At 35.6% G+C, this 24,293-nt stretch carries 18 protein-coding genes; 15 read left to right on the forward strand and 3 right to left on the reverse strand.

Features of this window, described 5'->3' with window-relative positions; translation table 11 throughout:
• Positions 1 to 8: 8 nt before the first annotated feature.
• From tamL to accD, 3 genes are all read left to right on the forward strand, one after another.
• Positions 9 to 2,564, forward strand: coding sequence for a translocation and assembly module lipoprotein TamL (tamL, locus tag AO58_RS0103175; RefSeq protein WP_024980311.1), 2,556 nt, complete (start codon positions 9 to 11; stop codon positions 2,562 to 2,564).
• 61 nt (positions 2,565 to 2,625) lie between these two features.
• Positions 2,626 to 3,693 carry a class II fructose-bisphosphate aldolase gene (gene fbaA / locus AO58_RS0103180; RefSeq protein ID WP_024980312.1) on the forward strand — a complete coding sequence of 356 codons (1,068 nt, stop codon included), beginning with the start codon at positions 2,626 to 2,628 and terminating at the stop codon, positions 3,691 to 3,693.
• A 114-nt stretch (positions 3,694 to 3,807) separates the two neighbouring features.
• Complete coding sequence (accD, locus tag AO58_RS0103185; RefSeq protein ID WP_024980313.1) at positions 3,808 to 4,662, forward strand: acetyl-CoA carboxylase, carboxyltransferase subunit beta; 855 nt, start codon at positions 3,808 to 3,810, stop codon at positions 4,660 to 4,662.
• A gap of 98 nt (positions 4,663 to 4,760) precedes the next feature.
• Here the strand turns inward: accD and AO58_RS0103190 are convergent, their stop codons facing one another.
• Complete coding sequence (locus AO58_RS0103190) at positions 4,761 to 6,008, reverse strand: ABC transporter permease (RefSeq protein WP_024980314.1); 1,248 nt, start codon at positions 6,006 to 6,008, stop codon at positions 4,761 to 4,763.
• 152 nt (positions 6,009 to 6,160) lie between these two features.
• Between AO58_RS0103190 and purH the strand changes: the two genes are divergently transcribed.
• From purH to rodA, 6 genes are all read left to right on the forward strand, one after another.
• On the forward strand, positions 6,161 to 7,687 hold the full coding sequence (purH, locus tag AO58_RS0103195) for a bifunctional phosphoribosylaminoimidazolecarboxamide formyltransferase/IMP cyclohydrolase (protein WP_024980315.1): 1,527 nt from the start codon (positions 6,161 to 6,163) through the stop codon (positions 7,685 to 7,687).
• Positions 7,688 to 7,731: 44 nt separating this feature from the next.
• Positions 7,732 to 8,760 (forward strand): rod shape-determining protein, encoded by a 1,029-nt coding sequence (locus tag AO58_RS0103200; RefSeq protein ID WP_024980316.1) that lies wholly within the window; start codon positions 7,732 to 7,734, stop codon positions 8,758 to 8,760.
• Between the two features lie 61 nt (positions 8,761 to 8,821).
• Positions 8,822 to 9,655, forward strand: coding sequence for a rod shape-determining protein MreC (gene mreC, locus AO58_RS0103205; protein WP_024980317.1), 834 nt, complete (start codon positions 8,822 to 8,824; stop codon positions 9,653 to 9,655).
• Entirely contained in the window at positions 9,648 to 10,154 is a 507-nt protein-coding gene (gene mreD, locus AO58_RS0103210; RefSeq protein WP_024980318.1) for a rod shape-determining protein MreD, read from the forward strand. Before mreC ends, mreD begins: the two co-directional genes overlap by 8 nt.
• Positions 10,151 to 12,103: a penicillin-binding protein 2 gene (mrdA, locus tag AO58_RS0103215; protein WP_024980319.1), complete on the forward strand. Its 1,953-nt coding sequence runs from the start codon at positions 10,151 to 10,153 to the stop codon at positions 12,101 to 12,103. The genes mreD and mrdA overlap by 4 nt, the downstream gene beginning before the upstream one ends.
• Positions 12,104 to 12,118: 15 nt before the next feature.
• Positions 12,119 to 13,354 (forward strand): rod shape-determining protein RodA, encoded by a 1,236-nt coding sequence (rodA, locus tag AO58_RS0103220; protein ID WP_024980320.1) that lies wholly within the window; start codon positions 12,119 to 12,121, stop codon positions 13,352 to 13,354.
• Between the two features lie 213 nt (positions 13,355 to 13,567).
• Here the strand turns inward: rodA and AO58_RS0103225 are convergent, their stop codons facing one another.
• Positions 13,568 to 14,320 (reverse strand): DNA/RNA non-specific endonuclease, encoded by a 753-nt coding sequence (locus tag AO58_RS0103225; protein ID WP_139225528.1) that lies wholly within the window; start codon positions 14,318 to 14,320, stop codon positions 13,568 to 13,570.
• A gap of 137 nt (positions 14,321 to 14,457) precedes the next feature.
• A complete protein-coding gene (locus AO58_RS0103230; protein ID WP_024980322.1) occupies positions 14,458 to 16,737 on the reverse strand; it encodes a carboxy terminal-processing peptidase in 2,280 nt (759 codons plus the stop codon).
• A 179-nt stretch (positions 16,738 to 16,916) separates the two neighbouring features.
• Between AO58_RS0103230 and surE the strand changes: the two genes are divergently transcribed.
• From surE to AO58_RS0103260, 6 genes are all read left to right on the forward strand, one after another.
• Positions 16,917 to 17,696, forward strand: a complete 780-nt coding sequence (gene surE, locus AO58_RS0103235; RefSeq protein ID WP_024980323.1) for a 5'/3'-nucleotidase SurE — start codon at positions 16,917 to 16,919, stop codon at positions 17,694 to 17,696.
• The gene (locus AO58_RS0103240; protein ID WP_024980324.1) at positions 17,689 to 17,964 is read left to right on the forward strand and encodes a hypothetical protein; all 276 of its coding nucleotides are present in this window, start codon (positions 17,689 to 17,691) and stop codon (positions 17,962 to 17,964) included. The genes surE and AO58_RS0103240 overlap by 8 nt, the downstream gene beginning before the upstream one ends.
• A 208-nt stretch (positions 17,965 to 18,172) precedes the next feature.
• Complete coding sequence (locus AO58_RS0103245; protein WP_024980325.1) at positions 18,173 to 19,159, forward strand: SDR family NAD(P)-dependent oxidoreductase; 987 nt, start codon at positions 18,173 to 18,175, stop codon at positions 19,157 to 19,159.
• Between the two features lie 11 nt (positions 19,160 to 19,170).
• Complete coding sequence (locus AO58_RS0103250) at positions 19,171 to 20,886, forward strand: alginate export family protein (protein ID WP_024980326.1); 1,716 nt, start codon at positions 19,171 to 19,173, stop codon at positions 20,884 to 20,886.
• 208 nt (positions 20,887 to 21,094) lie between these two features.
• The gene (gene lpxB, locus AO58_RS0103255; RefSeq protein WP_024980327.1) at positions 21,095 to 22,207 is read left to right on the forward strand and encodes a lipid-A-disaccharide synthase; all 1,113 of its coding nucleotides are present in this window, start codon (positions 21,095 to 21,097) and stop codon (positions 22,205 to 22,207) included.
• A 42-nt stretch (positions 22,208 to 22,249) separates the two neighbouring features.
• Positions 22,250 to 24,289: a ComEC/Rec2 family competence protein gene (locus AO58_RS0103260; RefSeq protein ID WP_024980328.1), complete on the forward strand. Its 2,040-nt coding sequence runs from the start codon at positions 22,250 to 22,252 to the stop codon at positions 24,287 to 24,289.
• Positions 24,290 to 24,293: the final 4 nt, after the last annotated feature.

Here is a 24,293-nt window from a genome sequence, read left to right on the forward strand (position 1 = left end):
ATGAACACTTGAAAAAGAATTCCACAAAAGTAGTTGCATTTCTTCTAATTGCAATATTTATTTCGGCATGTAATGCTGTAAAACGGGTTCCTGAGGGCAAATTTTTACTAACTAAAAACCAAATTATAGTAAATGATAAGCCGATCAAGGAGTCAACGGCCTTCGATCAAATGTATCAAGTACCTAACGGAACATTTGGAGGGTTTAGGTTACGACTGGCCTTATATAACATGGCCAATTTAAATCCCGATTCTACGTACCAAGCTAAATTTGTCAACAAACCCGGGAAATATGAACGAAGCGCAAAATGGTTGTCAGCAAAGCAAGTAGATCGTTTGGGGGAGTCGTTCTATTATAAAGGAATTCATCAGTTTTTAAAGAAAGTAGGTGAGCCACCTGTGATTATTGATACCATTAAAACGCAGAAAACGGTAAATAGGTTGAATAATTATTATTTTAACCAAGGATATTTTAAGGCAAAAACAACCTATTCAATAGATACTTTAAGTGCTAAAAAGGCTAGGGTACAATACAAAGTTAATTTATCGGAACCTTTTATTTTGGATTCTATTACCCAGTCAATTGCTTCTCCAGCATTGGATTCTTTGTTCAATGTAGCAAAAGGGAATCGTTTAATTCAGCCCGGAAAACAATATAAGACCAGTGATTTTGAAGAAGAAAAAAATAGAATCAGTACCTATTTTCGAAACAGTGGCGCTTACTTGTTTCAACCTAACTATGTGCTTTTCGATATCGATACAATAGGTAAAAAGAACAAAGCCAATGTAGATTTGATAATAAATAATTATTCCTATCAGAAGAATGATTCGACCTATACGGCTCCTTTTAAATTGTTTTCCATTAGTGATGTGAAAATTTTTACTGATTTTTCAGCTAAGAACTCACCTGAGACGGTTACCGATAGTTTAGAGTACCATGGCTTTAAATTGTACAGTCATGGTAAATTGCGATACAGGCCTGCAGCAATAACAGATGCAGTGTTTATTACCAAAGGAACTTCTTTTGCGGATACTAAGACCGTTTTGACCAACAGATCGTTGAATAACTTGAAAATTTTTGGTTATCCTAGTATACAGTATGAAGTGGATAAAAGAGATACTACGGCCCAATCCTTGATTGCCAAAGTGTATTTGTCGCCCAAGAAAAAGTTTAGTTTTGGCACTACTTTGGATTTTACCCATTCTAATATTCAAGATTTTGGTATAGGAGGAAGCATCACCGAAACCATTCGGAACGTATTCAATAGAGCCGAAACATTAGAGATTGGTTTTCGTGGAAATATTGGATCTTCCAAAGATTTTGCTAATCCTAATGATGCGTTTTTTAATGTTACGGAATTCGGAATCAATTTGAAGTTGAATTTTCCTAGGATTTTCTTGCCCTTTAATACCGATAAAATTATTCCCAAACGAATGATTCCGTATACGCAGATTTCTTCAGGGTTTAATAAGCAAAGGAATATTGGTCTAGATAAAGAAAATTTCACCACATTGATTACCTATAATTGGAATCCTATAAAAAACAATACCGCTAGAGTTGATTTGGTCAATGTGCAATTTGTTCGCAATTTAAATCCAGCCAATTATTTTAATGTTTATGGTTCTTCTTACAATGCTTTAAATGCTATTGCTAAAACCTATAATACCGAAGCTAAATATTTTGATGACAATAAAAATTTGATCATTAATTCTGGAACAACGGGATTTACGGATGATGTTTTAAACTTAAAAACGGCTATTGGGTATGAGGATAGTGAGTATAAGGAGGTGTTAGGGATTGAAGAACGAAGGTTGCGATTGACGGAAAATGATTTTATTCTGGGGACGAGCTACACCTTTACTCAATCTACCAAGAAAGACATTCAGGATAATGATTTTTATCAATTTAAAACTAAAATCGAATCAGCGGGAACCTTATTAAGTTTGATAGCAAAAGCCAGTAAGTTGCCTAAAAATGCTACAGGACAATATGAACTTTTCAATTTGCCCTATTCGGAATATTTGAAATTAGAATTGGATTATATTAAGCACTGGGATTTTTCCAAGGAAAACGTGGTGGCTTTTAGGAGCTTTTTCGGTATTGCAGTGCCGTTTGGTAATGCCGATTACGTGCCGTTTTCAAGAAGTTATTTTTCAGGTGGAACAAATGATAATAGAGCTTGGCAACCTTATAGTTTAGGTCCTGGGAGTACGGGATCGGTATTGGATTTTAATGAAGCTAATATGAAAATCGCCATAAGTGCCGAGTTTCGTTTTAAAATATTAGGAAGCGTAAAAGGGGCTGTTTTTGCCGATGCTGGAAATATTTGGAACGTGCTCGATGGTATGAATGTTGAGTCGGCGCGATTTTCGGGTATAAAAGATCTTACTGAAATTGCTTTAGGTACTGGTTTTGGTTTGCGCTATGATTTGAATTTTTTTGTTGTTCGTTTTGATTTAGGCTTCAAAACCTATAATCCGGGATATGCCGAAGGAAGTCGTTGGTTTAAAGACTTTAATTTTACCAAATCTGTCTTAAATTTTGGGATAAATTACCCTTTCTAAAAATAGAAATGCTTATTTTTGTGAACCTTTAAAAAAATAAAATAACTTAAAATTTAACAAAATGGCACACAACATAAAACCAGGAGTTGCTACTGGAGATCAAGTACAAGAAATTTTTAGATATGCAAAAGAAAAAGGATTTGCACTTCCAGCAGTAAACGTAACTGGTTCTAGCACAATTAATGGAGTTTTGGAAACTGCAGCAAAATTAAATGCTCCAGTAATTATTCAATTTTCTAATGGTGGAGCGCAGTTTAATGCAGGTAAAGGGTTGTCTAACGCTGGTGAAAAAGCTGCTATTGCAGGAGCTATTGCAGGAGCAAAACACATTCATACTTTAGCAGAAGCTTACGGAGCAACAGTTATTCTTCACACGGATCACTGCGCTAAAAAATTATTACCTTGGATTGATGGTTTATTAGATGCTTCAGAAGAACATTTTGCTGCAACTGGAAAATCATTGTTTTCATCTCACATGATCGATTTATCTGAAGAGCCAATCGAAGAAAACATCGAAATTTGTAAAGAATATTTAGCTCGTATGAGTAAAATTGGAATGACTTTAGAAATTGAACTTGGAATTACAGGTGGTGAAGAAGATGGTGTAGATAACTCAGATGTTGACAGTTCTAAATTATACACTCAGCCTTCTGAAGTAGCTTATTCTTACGAAGAATTATCGAAAGTAAGTCCACGTTTTACCATTGCAGCTTCATTTGGAAACGTTCACGGAGTTTACAAACCAGGAAACGTAAAATTGACTCCAAAAATCTTGAAAAACTCTCAAGAATACGTTCAAGAAAAATTCAAAACTGAAGCAAATCCAGTTGATTTTGTATTCCACGGTGGATCAGGTTCTACATTAGAAGAAATTAGAGAAGCAATTGGGTACGGTGTAGTGAAAATGAATATTGATACAGATTTACAATTTGCTTATACTGAAGGAATCCGTGATTATATGGTAAAAAACATCGAGTACTTGAAAACTCAAATTGGTAACCCAGAAGGTGCTGATGTTCCAAACAAAAAATTCTACGATCCAAGAAGATGGGTTAGAGAAAGTGAAGTAACGTTCAATGCAAGATTAGAGCAGTCATTTGCGGATCTGAACAACGTAAATACACTTTAATTTTAGATTAATTAAAAGTTGTAATGTTTCTGGTAATTGTACTAAGGAATATTGCAACTTTTTTTATTGCATTTTTTTTATAGTTTTGTACGCTCAACACTGAATACTTAATAAATGGCTTGGTTTAAAAGAAAAGAAAAAGGGATAACTACTGCTACCGAGGACAAAATGGACGTTCCAAAGGGGCTTTGGTATAAATCACCGACCGGAAAAATAATTGATGCTGATGAGTTAGCACGTAATTTGTTTGTGAGTCCAGAGGATGATTTTCATGTACGAATTGGTAGCGCTACCTATTTTGAAATTTTATTTGACAATAACGAATTTGTTGAGTTGGATGCCAACATGACCTCGAAAGATCCATTACATTTTGAAGATACGAAAAAGTATGCGGATCGATTGAAAGAAGTGATGTCTAAAACACAACTTAAAGACGCTGTTCGAACAGGAGTTGGAAAATCTAAAGGGAAAGACCTTGTGGTTTGTGCTATGGATTTTGCCTTTATCGGAGGTTCTATGGGAGCTGTTGTGGGTGAAAAAATTGCTAGAGGAATTGATCACGCCATCCAAAACAAATTGCCATTCGTTATGATTTCAAAATCTGGGGGTGCGCGAATGATGGAGGCTGCTTTTTCATTAATGCAATTGGCTAAAACTTCAGTAAAATTAGCACAATTAGCCGAAGCTGGTTTGCCTTATATTTCACTTTGTACAGATCCAACCACAGGAGGAACTACTGCTTCCTATGCCATGTTAGGAGATATCAATATCTCTGAACCAGGCGCTTTGATTGGGTTCGCAGGACCGCGTGTGGTAAGAGATACTACAGGTAAAGATTTGCCAGAAGGATTTCAAACGGCTGAATTTTTGTTGGAGCATGGTTTCTTAGATTTTATTTCTCCAAGAAAAGAGCTAAAAGACAAGATTAATTTGTATATCGATTTGATTCAAAATAACGAAGTACGATAAATTATCTTTTATAAAAATTAAAGCCGTTCTGTACAAATAGAACGGCTTTTTTTATGGGTGTGTGAATCTGATTGTTGAGATAGAATCTTTACTGTTTCTTACATTCCGGTGCGAATGGCTTCCACAGGATCTAAATTGGCTGCTGAAATTGCAGGCAAAATTCCAGAAAGCAAACCAATAAAAGCCGCTAGACCTGTTCCCAATGCAATGTTCCCGAATCCCAAAACAAACTCAAAATCTAAGGCGTTGGTTAGTACTATTGAAATAATCCAAACAAAGAGTAATCCAATTAGTCCGCCAAATAAAGAAAGGATGATCGCTTCGAATAAAAATTGAAACAAAATAAAGCGGTTTTTGGCGCCTAACGATTTTTGGATACCGATAAGGTTGGTTCTTTCTTTTACAGAAACAAACATAATATTGGCAATGCCAAACCCTCCTACCAATAATGAAAAGCCACTAATAATCCAACCTACTACATTCATTTGGCCAATGATTCCGTCAATAAAATCGGTAAAACCAGAAAATACATTGATGAAGAAATTATCAATTTCACTTGCTTTTAAACCGCGTAAAGTTCTAAGTTTTTGGGTAATTTCACCTTTGTAAGCCTCCATGTCTACACCGCTTTCAGGTTTAAAAATGATGACATTGGTCAAGCCATCATTATTATCGCCAAACAATTGACGTACAAAATTAACCGGAATAAATGCCGAAGTGTCGTCTTCGTCAAAAATACCAGACCCTTTTTTCTTTAATACACCAATAACTGAGAAGCGTTTGCCGTACAAACGAATGGTTTTGCCTATAGGATCGCTATTTTCAAACAACGAACTGGCTACTTCGTGGCCTAGAACAATTACAGCAGCGCCTGAATTAGCTTCGGATTCATTATAAAAACGACCTTGTTCAAATTCTAATCCTTGTATGTCAATAAATTCATGCGAAACGGGTACGATATTCACATCGCTGACAGTTTTAGATTCATGTTTGATGGATTCTCTTTTGGTAAAAATTTGATACCCCATTTGCTCGGTTTGGGTCATGGCTCCCTTCATGTAGATGTATTCGTCGTATTTTACATTGGGGAATTGTTCTCGTTTCCATTGTGGGATGTCAGTGGGTCCAAATGAAAATTTCATCAAATAAATGGTGTTTTTGTCCAAACTGCTCAAATCTTTTGATATTTTTCGGTCCAAAGAATCCACTGCAGCCAAAACGGCTATAATTGAAAATATACCAATGGTTACGCCTAACAAGGAAAGTAAAGTCCTCAATTTATTGGCCAATAAGGCATTCATGGCAAAGCGAAAACTTTCTTTCAACAATCGTAAATAAACCAGCATATTTTTAGAATTGAATTAGTGTAAATTGAGTTTAAATTTTGGTTCAAACTGCTATTTTGATAGGTACGAATTTAATTAAAAATGTTACATAAATTCCGTAGATTTTATTTGTAAAAATTAACTATTTTTGCGCTTTCAAAAAACTACTACACATGAACACTACTAAAAAAATACAATCGGCCTTAATTTCAGTATTTTCTAAAGAAGGATTGGAGCCAATTGTTAGAAAATTACACGAACAAAATGTTGTTTTTTATTCTACCGGAGGAACGGAGGATTTTATCAAAAATCTTGGAATTCCAGTAATTCCAGTGGAAGACGTTACTTCCTATCCTTCTATACTTGGTGGAAGAGTAAAAACTTTGCATCCTAAAGTGTTTGGAGGGATTTTGAATCGTCAAGATCATGAAGGTGATGTGCAACAAATGCAAGAATATGATATTCCTCAAATAGATTTAGTAATTGTTGATTTGTATCCTTTTGAAAAAACAGTGGCGTCTGGTGCAAGTGAGGCCGATATTATTGAGAAAATTGATATCGGTGGTATTTCATTGATTCGTGCTGGAGCCAAAAACTTTAAAGACACAGTAATTGTATCTTCAATGGATCAATATGGTTTGTTTTTAGATATGATTACGAATCAAAATGGAACTACAACATTAGAAGATAGAAAGGTATTGGCGACCAAAGCATTTCATGTTTCTTCGCATTATGATGGAGCTATTTTTAATTATTTCAATACAGACGAAACGATTTATAAAGAAAGTATTGCAGACGGTCAAGTATTGCGTTATGGTGAAAATCCACATCAAAAAGGATTTTTCTTCGGAGATTTTGACGCCATGTTTACCAAAGTTCATGGAAAAGAGTTGTCCTATAATAATTTATTAGACGTAGATGCTGCAGTAAACTTAATCAATGAGTTTAAAACGGATGGGCCTACTTTTGCGATTTTAAAACACAATAACGCTTGTGGTTTGGCTACTAGAGCTACTATTAGCGAGGCGTATGATGCGGCTTTGGCTTGTGATCCTACTTCTGCATTTGGCGGGGTTTTGATTTCAAATACACCAATAGATGTGGCTACAGCTTCAGAAATTACAAAATTATTTTGTGAGGTAGTGATCGCGCCAGCTTATGAGCCAGAAGCTTTGACTATTTTACAAGAAAAGAAAAACAGAATCATTTTAGTTCAAAACGACGTGGAGCTACCTTCAAGACAAGTACGTACTTGTTTGAACGGGTTATTGATTCAAGATCGAAACAATGTTACAGATCAAGCATCAGATTTGAAAACAGTAACAACTACAGCACCAACTGAGCAAGAAGTAAAAGATTTGATTTTTGCATCTAAAGTGTGTAAAAACACCAAATCAAACACGATTGTTTTTGCTAAAAACGGCACACTTATTGCTTCTGGCACTGGTCAAACGTCTAGAGTAGACGCCTTGATGCAAGCGGTTGAAAAGGCCAAAGCATTCGGTTTTAGTTTAGAAGGGGCTTCAATGGCAAGTGATGCTTTCTTTCCTTTTCCTGATTGTGTAGAATTGGCGAAAAATGCTGGAATTACAGCAGTGATTCAACCAGGAGGATCAATTAAAGATGAGTTAAGTATTAACTACTGCAATGAGAACAATCTTGCAATGGTATTTACTGGAACCCGTCATTTCAAACATTAATTTGTTTAACTTTGTTATTTAATTTTTACAATACATAAAAACGTATGGGATTTTTTGATTTCATGACTGAGGATATCGCGATAGACCTTGGTACCGCAAACACTTTGATCATTCATAATGACAAAGTAGTGATTGATAGTCCTTCTATTGTGGCTCGAGATAGGATATCAGGCAAAATTATTGCTGTGGGAAAAGAGGCCAATATGATGCAAGGGAAAACGCATGAAAACATAAAAACAATTAGACCTTTGAAAGATGGTGTAATTGCGGATTTTGATGCTTCAGAGAAAATGATCAGTATGTTCATCAAAAGTATACCTGCACTTAATAAAAAAATGTTTACGCCTGCACTGCGCATGATCGTATGTATCCCTTCTGGAATTACCGAAGTAGAAATGCGTGCGGTAAAAGAATCTTGTGAGCGTGTGAACGGAAAAGAAGTATACTTAATTCACGAACCAATGGCTGCAGCCATAGGTATCGGTATTGATATTATGCAGCCAAAAGGAAACATGATTGTCGATATCGGTGGAGGTACTACTGAAATAGCAGTGATTGCCTTAGGAGGTATTGTTTGCGACAAATCGGTAAAAATTGCGGGTGATGTGTTTACCAATGATATCGTGTATTACATGCGTACACAACACAATTTATTTGTTGGAGAAAGTACAGCAGAAAAAATAAAAATTCAAATTGGAGCTGCTGTTGAAGATTTAGAAACACCTCCAGAGGATATGTCTGTACAAGGTCGTGATTTGTTGACAGGTAAACCAAAACAAGTAGAAGTTTCGTACCGTGAAATTGCTAAAGCTTTGGATAAATCCATTCAACGTATTGAGGACGCTGTGATGGAAACTCTTTCACAAACGCCTCCTGAATTGGCAGCTGATATCTACAACACTGGAATTTATTTAGCCGGTGGAGGATCCATGTTGAGAGGATTAGACAAAAGAATTTCTCAAAAAACAGATTTGCCAGTATACATCGCCGAAGATCCTTTACGAGCAGTAGTTCGTGGAACAGGGATGGCATTAAAAAACATTACCAAGTTTAAAAGTATTTTAATCAAATAAGTTTTTATACTTCATTATAATTATTTTTTCGCTTCTAATTACTTAACCTTTTTATTTCAAAATGCAGCAAATATTTAATTTTATTACAAGAAATAGTTATAGATTACTGTTCTTGCTGCTTTTAGGTATTTCATTAGCGCTTACTATTCAATTTCATTCTTTTCACAGGAGTAAAATTATTAGTTCGGCCAATGTAATTAGTGGTAGTGTCTATCAAGAAGTGAATAATGCCAAGGAATATCTTAACCTGAAAAAGGAAAATGATGAACTTGCTTTAGAAAACGCAAGATTACGAAGTGCTCTTTTTCAGGTTAAAGATTCTTCATTTATGACTAAAATGGACAGTATCAAAGGTGTTAAGCCTTCGGATATTGTAGTGGCCAAAGTCATAAAAAATTCGTACAGCGTTTACGAAAACTATCTTACCTTGGATGCAGGACAAAAAGACGGTATAAAACCGGATATGGGAGTTATCAATAGCCAAGGAATTGTTGGTATTATTGATGATACTTCTCAAAATTACGCTACAGTGGCCAGTATCTTGAATAAAAAATCAAGAATCAATGCAAAAATCAAGAAATCCAATCACTTTGGTTCCTTAATTTGGAATGGAAAAAGTACGGGTTTTGTGCAATTGATCGATGTGCCTAGACTTGCCGATATTAAAAAAGGAGATACTGTAGTTACTGGAGGACAATCGGTCATTTTTCCTGAAAATATTAATATTGGAACGATTCACAGAGTTTTCCGTGATAAAGATAACCAAACCAATTTCTATACTTTAGAAATAAAATTATTCAATGACATGACTAATCTAGGTCATGTTTATATCCTAAAAAACAAAGGTACCGAAGAGATGAAGGCCTTAGAAAACCAAAGAAAAAAGGATGAGTAGTACATTGTTCGTAAATATCTTCCGCTTTTTATTATTATTGGCAATACAAATTATTGTTTTTAATAATATGAATTTCTATGGGTATATCAGCCCGTTTCCTTATATACTTTTCATTATTTTGTATCCTGTTAATGGGAACAAGGCCGCTTTGTTAGTGTCCAGTTTTTTTCTGGGATTACTGTTAGATATGTTTTCTAATTCAGGAGGTGTACATGCTACTTCTTGTTTGGTTTTGGCTTATATGCGACCTTTGATTTTCAAATTCTCCTTTGGGTTGAGTTATGAATATCAAACTGTAAAATTGAACGATGTGCTAACGCCCGAACGTTTTTCCTTTTTATTAATAGCTACAATTACGCATCATTTAGTATTGTTTACCTTAGAAGCGTTTGAGTTTAGTTTTATTTTAGATGTATTATTGCGCACCTTATTAAGTTCCACTTTTACTTTATTGTTATCGATTATCATCATATATCTTGTTAAGCCAAATAAACGATGAGAAAAATTTTATTGCCGACCCTTATAATAATTGGAGCAATTTTGCTTTTAGTTCGAATTTTCTATCTTCAAATTATTGATGATACTTTCAAATTGAAGTCAGAAAATAATGCGATTAAAATAAAGTACGATTATCCGGAACGAGGTTATATTTACGATAGATTTGGAAAACTCATGGTAGCCAATCAAGCTTCGTATGACATCATGGTTATTCCTCGTGAAGTAAAGAAAATGGATACGCTTGAGTTTTGTAGACTCTTGAATATTGAAAAAGCGGATTTTATAAAAAGTATAGAAAAAGCTATTATTTATAGTCCAAGACTTCCATCAGTGTTTTTGGCACAATTAAATAAATCTGAATTTGCAGCTTTCCAAGAGAAAATTCGAAATTATGAGGGGTTTTATTTTCAAAAACGATCACTTAGGGATTACGAAGTAGATTATGGAGCTAATATTTTCGGTTTTATTACTCAGGTAAATGAAAATATTATAAAGAAAAATCCATATTATAAAAGTGGAGATTTAATCGGAAAACAAGGAGTTGAAGAGAGTTATGAAGAAATTCTTAGAGGAGTAAAAGGAGTTACCTATATTCAAAAAGACAAATACAATCGAGAAATTGGTTCTTACAAAGATGGTCGATTTGATACAGTTGCTGAGCCTGGAAAAGACATTACTCTTACCATAGATGCTGCGATTCAAAAATATGGCGAACAATTGATGGTCAACAAAAGAGGAGGAATAGTGGCTATAGAACCTGGTTCAGGTGAGATTTTAGCACTAATTACTGCGCCATCTTATGATCCAGGGATTTTGGTAGGAAGACAGCGTTCCAAAAATTATACAAAGTTGTACCGAGATTCAATTGCAAAACCTTTGTATGATAGAGGCTTATTAGCAGAATATCCTCCCGGTTCTCCTTTTAAAATAATGACCGGATTGGTAGCTTTACAAGAGCAAGTGGTTGACGAAAATACCGCAGTAGCTTGTAATCATGGTTTTAGTTATGCTAGAGGTCGTTTCATGCGTTGCCATTGTCGAGGTGGTATGCTACAATTGCATCGTGGGATTTATGAATCGTGCAACGCTTATTTTGGTACAGCTTATATGCGAACCATCAATAAGTATGCTAAGCCAAGTTATGCAGTAGATGTTTGGAGTAATCATGTTAAAAGTTTTGGATTAGGTCAGTTTATGGGATATGATTTGCCAACGGGTAGAAGAGGTAAGATCCCCACATCTGCCACTTACAAACGAATGTATCCTAATGGTGGCTGGAGAAGTACAGCTATTGTTTCTAATGCCATCGGACAAGGAGAAGTTTTGATGACACCCATTCAGTTGGCCAATATGATGGCAACGGTAGCCAATGAAGGATATTATTACACGCCTCATATCATTAAGAAAATTGCGGACACCCCTATTGATAAAAAGTTTACCACAAAGCATATTACTACTATTGATAAGAAGTATTTCAAGCCTATTATCAGCGGCTTGTTTGATGTGTACAATATGGGAACAGCGTCAAGCCTTAGAGTGGAGGGCATTGATATTTGCGGTAAAACGGGAACTGCCGAAAATTTTGCAAAAATCAATGGAGTTCGTACTCAATTGAAAGATCACTCTATTTTTGTGGCTTTTGCTCCTAAAGATAATCCTAAAATTGCCATAGCAGTAATGATTGAGAATGGTGGCTTTGGTTCTACTATAGCTGGGCCAATCGCGAGTTTAATGATTGAAAAATATTTGAAGAAAAAAATATCTAGAACCGATTTAGAAACTAGAGTTCTTAATATTAGCCTTCAAGGGCAATATGCAAAATTAGGTGGTTTGAATGATGAGGTTAAAAAAGAATTGAGACGCAAAGATTCTATCGCACAATTGAAGTTGAAAAAGCTAGATCCAGCACCTTTGACCGTAGTCAAAAAAGACAGTACTAAGAAAAACTAAAGCATCGGGCATACAATGAAAAACCAAAGTGTAACCAGTAATATCGATTGGATTTGTGTCATCATCTATATACTATTAGTTGTTTTAGGATGGCTCAATATTTATTCGTCTTCTTTGTCATCTGAAGACGGAACTTCCGATAAACAATTGTTTTTTATTTTATTTGCTATTCCGTTGATTTTTACTGTACTGTCTGTTGATGGTAAGTTTTATGAAAAATATGCCTCAATTATATTTGTCGTAGCTTTAGTTGCTTTGCTAGGGTTGTTTGCCTTTGGAAAAACTATAGCAGGCCAACGTTGTTGGTACGCGATTGGTGGATTTACTTTGCAACCTTCTGAATTTGCAAAAGCAGCTACAGGATTGGCATTGGCCAAATATTTAAGTGATCCTTTAATCAATCTAAAAGACTTGAATAGGCAGTTTCAAGCATTAGCAATTGTTTTTTTACCCATTCTTTTGATACTGCCTCAGCCAGATCCAGGAAGTGCGCTTGTTTTTTGTATATTCTTTATTGTGCTGTATCGTGAAGGATTGCCAGGATGGTATATTTGGACAGGATTTTCTTTGATTTTTCTATTTGTATTAACGCTTGTTTTAGAATCTTATATGGTGGTGATTCTTTCGGCCTTGGTCTTGGTTGGAGTTCATTTCAAATCCCGTTTGGCTGAAAGAAATGTACTGAGAAGTGTTATTTTATTGGCGCTTATTACGGGTTTCGTGTTTTCAGTGAGTTATGTATTTGATCATGTTTTTAAACAACATCATAGAGATCGATTCAATATATTATTGGGAAAAACAGTAGATATGAAAGGGATTGGATACAATACCAATCAGTCTGAAATTGCTATTGGCTCTGGTGGATGGCTCGGAAAGGGCTTTTTAGAAGGTACTCAAACTAAAGGTGGCTTTGTTCCTGAACAGCACACCGATTATATTTTTACTACTGTTGGCGAGGAATGGGGATTTTTAGGTGCTACTGTAGTTATTGGGTTATTTGTGATTCTTTTATTACGCATTATATATTTGGCCGAAAGACAAAAAACCAAGTTTAGTCGTGTGTATGGCTACTCGGTTGCGGCTATTATTTTTCTACACTTTTTTGTCAATATTGCCATGGTAGCCGGGATTTTTCCAACCATTGGGATTCCCTTGCCTTTCTTTTCTTATGGTGGTTCAGGACTTTGGGCTTTTACTATTTTGCTGTTTATTTTTATCAAAATGGATGCCAATAAAGTAAATGAATGGTAGTTTAAACCTAATGTTCTTGATTGCGGTATTTAGGTTAGAGATTACTTCACTCATGCTATTTTCATAGGAGTTCAGTGAACTTCGTTTGCAGTGAAAATCCTTTATGAGGCTTTTTTTCTGCCTCAAAAAGATTGTAACGTAATGCCCGACCTGATTGGGGAACGGCAAAATAGTGAGATTAAAAAAGTGCTGTTTGTAATAAGTATGCGGTAGTTAGTTAAAACTCCAAACTTTGTAGCTAGTTTGTTTTTCGAGTGATTGCTCGATTTCATCAGGTAATTTAGGGAAGAAATCGATGCCTGTCATTTGTTCGATTTTATCTACGGAGACTACAAAATCATACAGTGGTTTTTTACTTTCGGCATTAGGTAGCAAGAAGGCTATCATTCGAAACTTACCTTTGTTTTCTTCTAAAATAATTTTGTAAAAATAGTTAGGAACTGCTACTTTTTCAGTGCCAATGGTTTTTAAGTTGGGAGCCAAAACGCCACCTGTAACTACATAAAGGCGATCGTGTTTTACGGCCCAATATCGTATTTTTTCTTCCAGACGATTCCATATACCACTATTGAACTCATGGTTTTGAGGAGAAACGTTCGAGGTCAAAAAAGTACTTTCATAAGCTTGTTTATTGTATTCTCGATCGGCTGCTGGACATAAATGACCTTTATCGTATCCTGAGTTTTTATAGTTCCGCCAATCTGCAGATCCGGTTGTTACTTTTTTATCTTGAATAAAATAGGGGCGTTTGTAATTGTAATTAACGATTTGCTCTTTTGTTAATTCATAAGCCACCCATTCGGCTTGTTCGTATTTTTCATGATACGATAATGTATAATAGTCATGATTAATGATAACATTAGTAGTCGAAGTAGGGGGATATATGATGTTTTTTTTCTTTTGTGGAGGCGATGGTATAGGTGATGATGGATTGCTGTATTTATTGACTTCATCAATTGTTAGCATGGGTTCTGTCTTATCGATACAAGATAGAAAGAGGAGTGCCAACTGGAGTATTGTTGTTTTAAAAGCTACCATAGTGTTATAAAAAAAAACGACTCAAAAGTAGTTTGCTTTGAGTCGTTTGTTTGGTGAATATTCTGTTAGGATTTTGCTAATTTGTTTTTCAATGTTTTGGCAGGAATTGTTTTTACAAGGTTTTTGGGTTGTAAATCATCTAAAACATTCAAAGCCTCTTCAACATAAATATCTTTAGAAAGACTTTCATGCCATCTTTCTCTTTTTTCTTTTAGCGTAGGATCTTTTTGGTATTCTTCCAATTCATGTGGTAATGAGCTGAATTTTAATTGACTTTTATAGTCGTAAATCGGTTTGTATTTTTTAGCGGTTTCCTCCACTTTATTTTGCTCCGATTTGAAAGTGTCAATGTTTAAACTGTAAGTATTGTCATTACTTTTACTGTCAATCCATTTGGCATTTTCTTCAATTAATTTAAATTGAGGATTGGCCGCAATTCTTGCTTTACTGTTGGCAATGGCTTTTTCGAAATGTTGCGTCATTTTCCATGGCGTATAAGGAGCTGCGTCAATTTTATCCCATGGCATGGCGTTTTCTAAATCACGTTCTCCCATTTTAAGATAGGCATAACGATCGGGCATTACTACATCGCTACTTACACCTTCGCGTTGTGTAGATCCTCCGTTGATTCTGTAGAATTTTTGAGTCGTAATTTTTAAAGCTCCCAAATCACCAACCGAGCTATTTCTTACAAATTGATTCAAATCATGTACATTTTGAACTGTGCCTTTGCCATAGGTTTGTTTGCTACCAATGATAATACCACGTTTGTAATCTTGAATAGCTGCTGCTAAAATTTCAGAGGCTGAAGCTGAAAAACCATTGACCATAATTACCAACGGTCCATCCCATTCTATTTTAGGATCGGTATCGTACAATACTTCTTTTTTCTTTCCAGCAGATTTTACTTGAACAATTGGACCTTCGTGAATAAATAATCCAGCAATATCCACCACGGTTGAAAGCGATCCTCCACCGTCATCTCTTACATCCAAAACAATTCCGTTTACTTTGGCTTGTTTTAAACGTTCTACTTCTAGGGCAATGTCTTTTCCAGCATCGCGGCCGTCACGATTTTCAAAATCAATGTAGAATTTAGGCAAGTAAATTACACCATATTTTAGTCCGTTTTTTTCTACTATACTTGATTTGGCATAGGTTTCTTCAATTTCTACTACATCTCGAACAATAGAAATGTTTTTGATGGTACCGTCTACTTTTTTTACGGTTAAGCGTACAATAGTTCCCTTTGGCCCTTTGATTTTTTTGACAACATCATCCAAACGCATGCCGACTACGTCAACAGGTTCAGCACTTGCTTGTCCAACTTTTAGGATAAGATCTCCTGCTTCTAATTGGCGGCCTCTCCAAGCTGGACCTCCTGAAATCAATTCGCTGATTTCAGTAAAATCATTTTTCTTTTGCAAACGTGCTCCAATTCCTTCTAATTTTCCGCTCATACTAACATCAAAACGTTCTTTTTCTTCAGGAGCAAAATAACTAGTGTGCGGGTCAAAACGAGACATGATGGCGTTGATGTATACTGTAAACCAATCATCTCGAGTCAAATCTTTTATAAATCCAAAGGATTCGTCTAGTGATTTTTCGATGTTGCTTCTGCTTTCAACCTCTAATTCTGCAAAAGTTTTGATTTTTACATTTTTCTCAGCTTTTGAGCTTGCATCCATCCCCAATTCTGAACTTAGTTCGCTAGGTTTCGTTTTTTCTGTAGCTTGCTCACTTGATGTTGTTGCTGGTGTATCGGAAGGTTTTGTTTTGCTTTCTTGCACACGTAAACGCTCAGTTATGGAGGATAAAGCAGATAATTTCATCTGTTTGCGCCATCTTTCCACCAATTCTTTTTGGTTGGTAGCATACGGCATTTTCTCGTAGTCCGTATCAAAACTTTCTTCTATGGTAAAGTTATTGGGTGTAGCCAATAATGTTTTGTAGATTTTTTTGCTTTCTTCCATTCTTGTCATCAAGCGGGAGTAGGTCAATTCAAAAAATGTCAATTCTTTGTTATTGATCTGGTCGTCTAAATCCAATTCATATTTAGCAAATTCGTCGATATCGCTTTGCAAAAAGAAGCGTTTTGAAGGATCTAAGGCTTGTATGTAGTCCTTGTATATTCCTTTGGAGAATTCATCGTCCATAGTTGCGGGATCATAATGCCCTTTTTCAATTACAAAGGTCAGTAATTCTAGTAAAAGGCGATCCTTTTCTGGATCGTCTGCGTTCATTCTTGAACCATTTATTTTAAACGCAAACAGCGCACCTGACAAGAATAATACAGCCAGAATAATTTTAAAATTCTTTTTCATATAGGTAATAATTGCATTCATGACATGAAAGTCTAATTAATGTAAAGATAAAACCAAGAAACATTGGCTCACTATAAATTTTTGTTAAAGATATAAAAATGTTGATTGGATTTATTTTTTATGATAAAAGTTAACAAAAAGAAGATTTGAAGTTTTTTTAAGAAGCTGGATGCTATATTTGTTGTTCTAAAACAACTGCAATGAATCGAAAAAAACCACTTATACTTGTCACTAATGATGATGGGGTAACCGCGCCAGGAATTAAAGCCTTAATCAGTGTGATGGCCGAAATCGGAGATGTTATAGTTGTGGCGCCTGATAAGCCACAAAGTGCCATGGGACATGCTATTACCATCAATAGCACCTTATATTTAAATAAACTTTCGAAAGAAGGGGATTCAGTTACGCAATACAGTTGTTCGGGTACGCCAGTAGATTGTGTGAAATTGGCAACCAATGAAATATTGAAACAAAAACCGGATTTGTGTGTTTCGGGGATCAATCATGGATCCAATTCGTCTATCAATGTGATTTATTCAGGTACTATGAGTGCTGCCGTTGAGGCCGGAATTGAAGGAATTCCAGCCATTGGATTTTCGTTATTAGATTATAATTGGGAGGCTGATTTTAGCCCTATTTTACCTTTTGTAAAAAAAATTGCCCTGGAAACCTTGGAAAAAGGACTTCCTTGTGGCGTAATTTTAAATGTGAATTTCCCTAAATTAGCTCAAGAAGAAATCAAAGGAATTAAAGTATGCCGACAAGCTAAAGCCCAATGGGTGGAGAAATTTGACAAAAGAACCAACCCTTTTGGAAAAGATTACTATTGGCTTAGCGGTGAATTTGTGAATCAAGATAAAGGAGAGGATACCGATGAATGGGCTTTGGGGCAAGGCTATATTTCAGTGGTTCCTGTTCAATTTGATTTGACTGCACATCATGCTATACAACCTCTTAATACCTGGAATTGGAATGAATAAAGTAACTTTTTTTTATGGTTTAGCCCTAGGTTTATTAGTGGCTTTTGTTGGTTGTTTTCTGTTTGTTACTTTTTTTACTGATTATGAATTTACAACCGGAGTTGCATTTTTAAAAGCGCAAGGTTTTTTAGGGAAATTAATAGCGATAGGATCGTTGCTAGATTTAGCGCTTTTTGGTATTTTACTCAAGTTGAATAAAGAATTGATGGCTCGAGGGGTTGTTTTTTCTGTTTTTATCTTAGCGTTAGCTACCTTGTTTTTTTTGTAGTCAAAAGATTTCTTTTTTGTTTGTCATAGGTTTGATGCGAAGTGAGTTAGAATTTTAGGATGGTGAAAAAAGAGGGGTTTTAGCTTTTTGTGTAAATTCTTAATAAGAAAAGATTGTAGATTATTTAAGTATTTGTTAAAGAATAAGTTAATTATTTATTTTAATTTTATACTTTGTAATAATTTATGTTTCACTTAATATTTAAAATATGAAAAATCTATATTTATCTAAAAGTTTAATTAAAACTTTGTTCGTATTTTCTCTCTTTTTTACGATTTCTTTGATTTATGCTCAAACTACTCCAAAAAAGAATGACATCATCCCAATTGATTCTACTTATTTTGCCAAAGACCGACTGAAAGGAAAGGTAGTTATTATAACTGGAGCAGCCCGAGGTATTGGTCGAGCAACAGCAATTAGGGCATCCAAAGAAGGCGCATCTGTAGTGATTGCAGATTGGTTAGAAAAAGAAGGAATGGCTACAGCCAAAACAATCGAAGCCAATGGTGGGAAAGTTTTATTTGTAAAAACAGATATTAGAAGCACCGAAGATTGTAATAAATTGGTAGCCGAAACGATTAAAAAATTCGGAAAATTAGACGGAGCAGTATTGAATGCTGGCGTTATGGATGGAATACATTCTGGAGATCCTTTAAATTATGACAAACAAACGGCTCTACTTCCAGCAGCGGTTGATGCAGCTACTGACGAATATTGGGATTTTGTTATTGATGTTAATACTACTGGGACATTTAAATCTATGCGTTCTGTATTAAAGCAATTGTTAAAAGAAGGTAAAGGAGGTGCCTTAGTTACCGTTGGTTCTATAGCCGGACTAACAGGTTTAGCAGGAAATCCAGCTTATGTTGCTAGTAAATATGCAGTAAATGGATTGACCAAAAGTGCTGCTATTGATTATGCTCCATTTGGAATTCGCGTGAACTCCGTAAACATGGCAGCAACCAAAACTCCAATGACTGATAAAGCCTTCGAATTTGTAAAAGAAGTGAAAAAAAGAGGGATTACCGGAATGGGTGGAGCCAAAACAGAAAGTTTATTAATGCTCAATGATAGCAAACATAGAATGTCTACTCCTTGGGAACAAGCCTCAGTTATTTTATTCCTTTTGTCTGATGAGGCCTCAAATTTAACAGGAGGGACTTACGCCACTGATGGTGGATGGACCGCCTATTAATCTGAGATAACATGCTAAAAAAATATAGCTTATTGCTATTATTGGTTCTTTTTGGAGCCAATATGGCCTTTGCTCAAGAAAGCGGTAACTTTTTGGAAGGAGAAAATATTCAATCGGTTTTTATTGAATTTGAAAATCCCTTGGAGGACGAACAAAGTCAAAAAAATTTAAAAGCTAAAATTGACATGCTTTTTCCAGTGTACCCACAAAGTACCGTGCGAACCATTTTACTGGATGCTTATGCGGCCAAAGTGAGACAATTGCCGGAGGTTGAAAACGCTTTTTATGAAGTTAGACCTTCTCTTACAGGTGATATTATCGTTACTTTGAAAGTGAAGTTGAGTAGCGACCTAAAAGACAAACCTGCCAAGAGTGGAGTTTTAGTGGGAGGTAATGACTTTCCAATGCTGTATATGGATAATAAATCGTTGCTCACTACTCGATTTGCCTTGGCCGAAATGTTGTATTCCAATAACAATTCTTGGTACGGTAGGGATGATGCTATGTTACAGGGTAATCCACTTGTAAATGGACCTGCTGGTAAAGGGTACACGGGTTGGGGAGAAGCGTGGGCTTCGGCAGGCTTGTACGGTATCACTACATTGTCTAATAAACGCAATATTTATTTGTATGGTGGCGCAAGTGTCATAATGAGTGGAACAGCGGGTAGGGAATTGTTTACTGATGTGTCCCGAATTTATACTGCTTTTGATGATGCTTATGTTGGTTTTTTTGGGACAAAATCCTTAAAAAACGGGAATTTATTTAGTTATAACTTTTCGGTGGGGAGACAGCAGTTTACTATTGGTAATGGTTTTATTATCAGAAATACTGCTTCTAACGGAGGAGATAGAGCCGGGTTACAACTCAATCCAAGATGGGCAGCCGATTATTTAGGATTGGCTACCATCAAGTACAACAATTGGATGTTGCAAGTTTTTCAAATCAATCCGGATGAATTACCTGTTATCGATTCTCGAACCGTGATCAATGGATTCAATACCGAATACGGTAATAATCTTGGGCATAAATTAGGGTTTACCTATTTGAATGTTTCTCGATCAGACTTTGGCTACTACACACCTACGGGTGATGTGTTTAGACGTAACGGACTTAATGTGTATAACATAAGGTATTTCAAAAATTTAACGCAAGGAAGGCCAGGTCTTTTAATTAAAACCGAGTTGGCTCACGAAACGAATGCAAATTTTGATATGTCGGCCTTTGCGGGTTATGCTGAAGTAGGTTGGAGTTTTGCCAAAGCCAAAGCGTCTCCTACTTTCATGTATCGTTTTTCCTATTTTTCTGGAGACGATCCTACTACCAAAACATTCGAAAGGTGGGATCCATTATTGACAGGAGGAAATGGAGAAGATTGGGTATTGGGGGCTAATCATTTTAAAATTGTGCAAAACAGTAATTTAATCGCTCATAAAGTGCAAGCCAGTTTGCGAGTAAGTAAAAAAGTAGAATTGGTGCCGCAGTATTTTTATTTTCAAGCCGCTAACAACAACAATGTAGGAGGAAACCCTGCTTTGAGTTATATGCCTAAAAAAGAATACGGTCAGGAAGTCAACTTAACTTGGAAATATTTTCATTCTAGAAAATGGTATTTTCATGGACATTTTGCACAAACTTTTCCTGGAGCTGGTGTAAAAGAAGCCTTAGGAGGCGATGCCAAATCTTGGTTTAGTGCCATGTTATTTTTCAGATATTCGTTAAATTAAATCGAGTACAAAATGCGAGAATAGACTCGTTTTACTTCATATCATTAGCAAGAGGCAAGGGTTTTTATTACCTTTGCCTCTTGTTGTTTAGAGTAGTTTTTTATTATTTTTAGCGACCCAAACAGTGTTCTTGAATGCACTCTGATCATTTATCATGGTAGATTCGTTTGGACATTCTTTTAGTACCATACCTTTCAATTATTTATTTATGAAATATTACATTATTGCAGGAGAAGCTTCGGGAGATTTGCACGGTTCAAATTTGATGAAATCCATTTATCAAGAAGATCCAGCGGCCAATATTCGTTTTTGGGGAGGTGATTTGATGCAAAATGTTGGAGGTACTTTGGTAAAGCATTACCGAGATTTAGCCTTTATGGGGTTCGCCGAAGTGCTTTTTAATTTAAAAACCATTCTGAATAATATTAAACTTTGTAAAAGCGATATCTTGGCATTCCAGCCAGATGTGCTTGTTTTTATTGATTACCCTGGGTTCAATTTGAGAATAGCCAAATGGTCAAAAGCCTTAGGTTTTAAAAATCATTATTATATTTCTCCTCAAATTTGGGCTTGGAAGGAAAGTAGAATTAAGGAAATCAAACGAGATATTGATAAAATGTACGTGATTCTTCCGTTTGAAAAGACATTTTACGAAGACAAGCATCATTTCCCAGTGGCTTTTGTAGGGCACCCATTAATCGATGCGATTCAAGCACATCCTTTGGTAGATGATGTTACCTTTAGAAAAGCAAACGAGCTAAATGATTTGCCCATTATTGCTATTTTACCCGGTAGTCGAAAACAAGAAATCACCAAAATGCTTAGTGTTATGTTAAGTGTGGTTGATGATTTTAAAGGGTATCAATTTGTCATAGCTGGTGCACCTAGTCAGGATTTTTCTTTTTATCAACAGTTTATTACCTCGGATAATATTAAATTCTTGTCTAATAAAACCTATGATTTGTTGCAGCACGCCACCGCTGCATTGGTTACTTCTGGGACAGCTACTCTAGAAACGGCCTTGTTTAAAGTGCCTGAAGTGGTGTGTTATAAAGGCAATTGGATTTCGTACCAAATTGCCAAAAGAATCATTACACTCAAATATATTTCGTTAGTCAACTTAATCATGGATGCTGAAGTGGTTACTGAATTGATTCAAGAAGATTGTACTTCCTCAAGAATTAAGCAGGAATTAGACAAGATTTTGCAAGCCGACCATCGTAAAAAAGTGCTGGACAATTATGCCATTCTAGAAGAAAAATTAGGAGGCAAAGGCGCAAGTAGTACTACCGCACGCTTGATTGTAAAGGAGTTAAAATAATTTAATTCTTTAAATTCTTACTAAAATTTGTATTTTAGTAGGATGAACTTACTACGTTTCCCGCTTTTCAAATTCAGTATTGGCTTTCTAATAGGTCTAGTATCGGCCTATCATGTGTCGTTTACTTTCTTTTTTTTGATGGGCTTGACAGTTGTTGCTGTCCTTCTTTTTTGTATTGCCTATTTTTTGGTTACCAAAAATGACGTGTACCATTGGGTTTTTGATGGATCGGCACTTTGGCTTTCTATTGTGATAGGCATTAATGTTTTAACTTTACATACCCAAAGTAATTCCCCTTTTCATTACAATCAAGATCCATCTATTTATAAAAGTCCCCACGAGATTAAGGTGGTGATCAAAGAAAAACTAAAGAGTAACACGTTCAGCGATCGTTTTATTGTTTCGGTTGAAAGTATCAATGAACGCCATCAAACGGGGTTATTACTGCTGTACTTACAAAAAAACAATAATGCAAAACAGCCTATAGTTGGGACACGACTTCGCTTTAATTCGGTGATAGTTCATCATGCATTGAATAAAAATCCCAACCAATTTGACTATGCTACTTATTTAAAAAACAAACAAATCTATGCCCAAATCTACTTGGTTCCCGAGGAGATCAGCTATCTGTCTACCCCAGAGAAATCCGTGTGGTATTTTGCCTCTAGTATAAGGGACAAAATCGTAGATAATCTTCATAAAAGTGGTTTTGATCCTAAAGCTTTGCCTGTTGCCATGGCCTTAATTTTGGGGCAGCAGCAAGATATTGACCCTAATATTGCCAAAGATTATCAATATGCTGGAGCGGTACATATATTGTCGGTTTCTGGATTGCATATCGGAAGTCTAGTTTTTTTTATCCACTTTTTGCTAGGGCCGATTCCTAATACCAAAAATGGACGTTTGTTAAAGTTGATAATTTCCTTATCACTGTTGACTCTCTTTGGTATTTTGGCAGGTTTAGCAGCGTCGGTAGTGCGTTCGATCACTATGTTTGCGATTCTTGCGATTGGACAGTATTTGAACAGAAGTACTTCTATTTTTCATACTTTAATGGTTTCCATGGTATTGATTTTACTATTTCAGCCCTATTTTCTTTTCGATGTGGGATTTCAATTGAGTTATGTGGCTCTTTTTTTTATTGTTTGGTTGCAACCCATGCTTACCTTGTTGTGGTCTCCTAAACATAAGATACTTCAATTTTTTTGGGACTTATTGACGGTTTCATTTGCGGCACAGATTGGAACATTTCCATTGAGCGTGTATTATTTTCATCAATTTCCAGGTTTGTTTTTTGTGACTAATTTACTCGTGCTTCCACTTATAGGAGTAATCATGTTTCTGGGTGTTGTGGTAGTAATTATCGCTTATTTTAGTACTGTACCTTTTTGGATTTTCAAACCACTAGAAATGGGGATTTCGTTTATGAATGCCATCATTCATCAGGTGGCTTCTTTTGAAAGTTTTATTTTTGTAGATATTCCCTTTAATGCTTGGTTGTTCTGGACAAGTTTTATGTTGATTTTTGCCTTTGTGTTCTGGGTCAAAAGGATTACGTTTTACCGAACAGTAGCAATTTTATTTGCCATAATCCTTTTTCAGATTTCCTTTTTTATTATCAAATTGAAGTACGAGTCAACCCAAGAATGGATAGTATTAAACACCACTAAACAAACGATTGTTTGCGAACGCGTGGGGCAAAAAGTGGCAGTGTTTGCGAATCAAAAAGACAGAGAAAATATCCTCAAAAATACGGCAGTTCGGAATTATGTAACCGCCACATTCAGTGCTGTTTCAAAAATCACTCCCTTAGGTAATGTGGCTTACTTTCTAGGGAATCGTATTCTTATACTGGATAGTACAGTGGTAAAAATCCCCTTGATGCCTGTTGATATTGTACTCATTACTCATTCGCCAAAAGTCAATTTTGATCGCTTGTTGCAAAGTTGTAATCCCAAAAAAGTAGTGGTCGACGCTTCCAATTATAAGTCGCTAGTGACAATGTGGAAAAAATCGTGTAAACAAAAAAATATCCCTATTCACGTGACTAGTGAAAAGGGATACTTTGCGTTGAAAAAATAATTAA

Source organism: Flavobacterium succinicans LMG 10402, from assembly GCF_000611675.1.
Lineage (GTDB): Bacteria > Bacteroidota > Bacteroidia > Flavobacteriales > Flavobacteriaceae > Flavobacterium > Flavobacterium succinicans.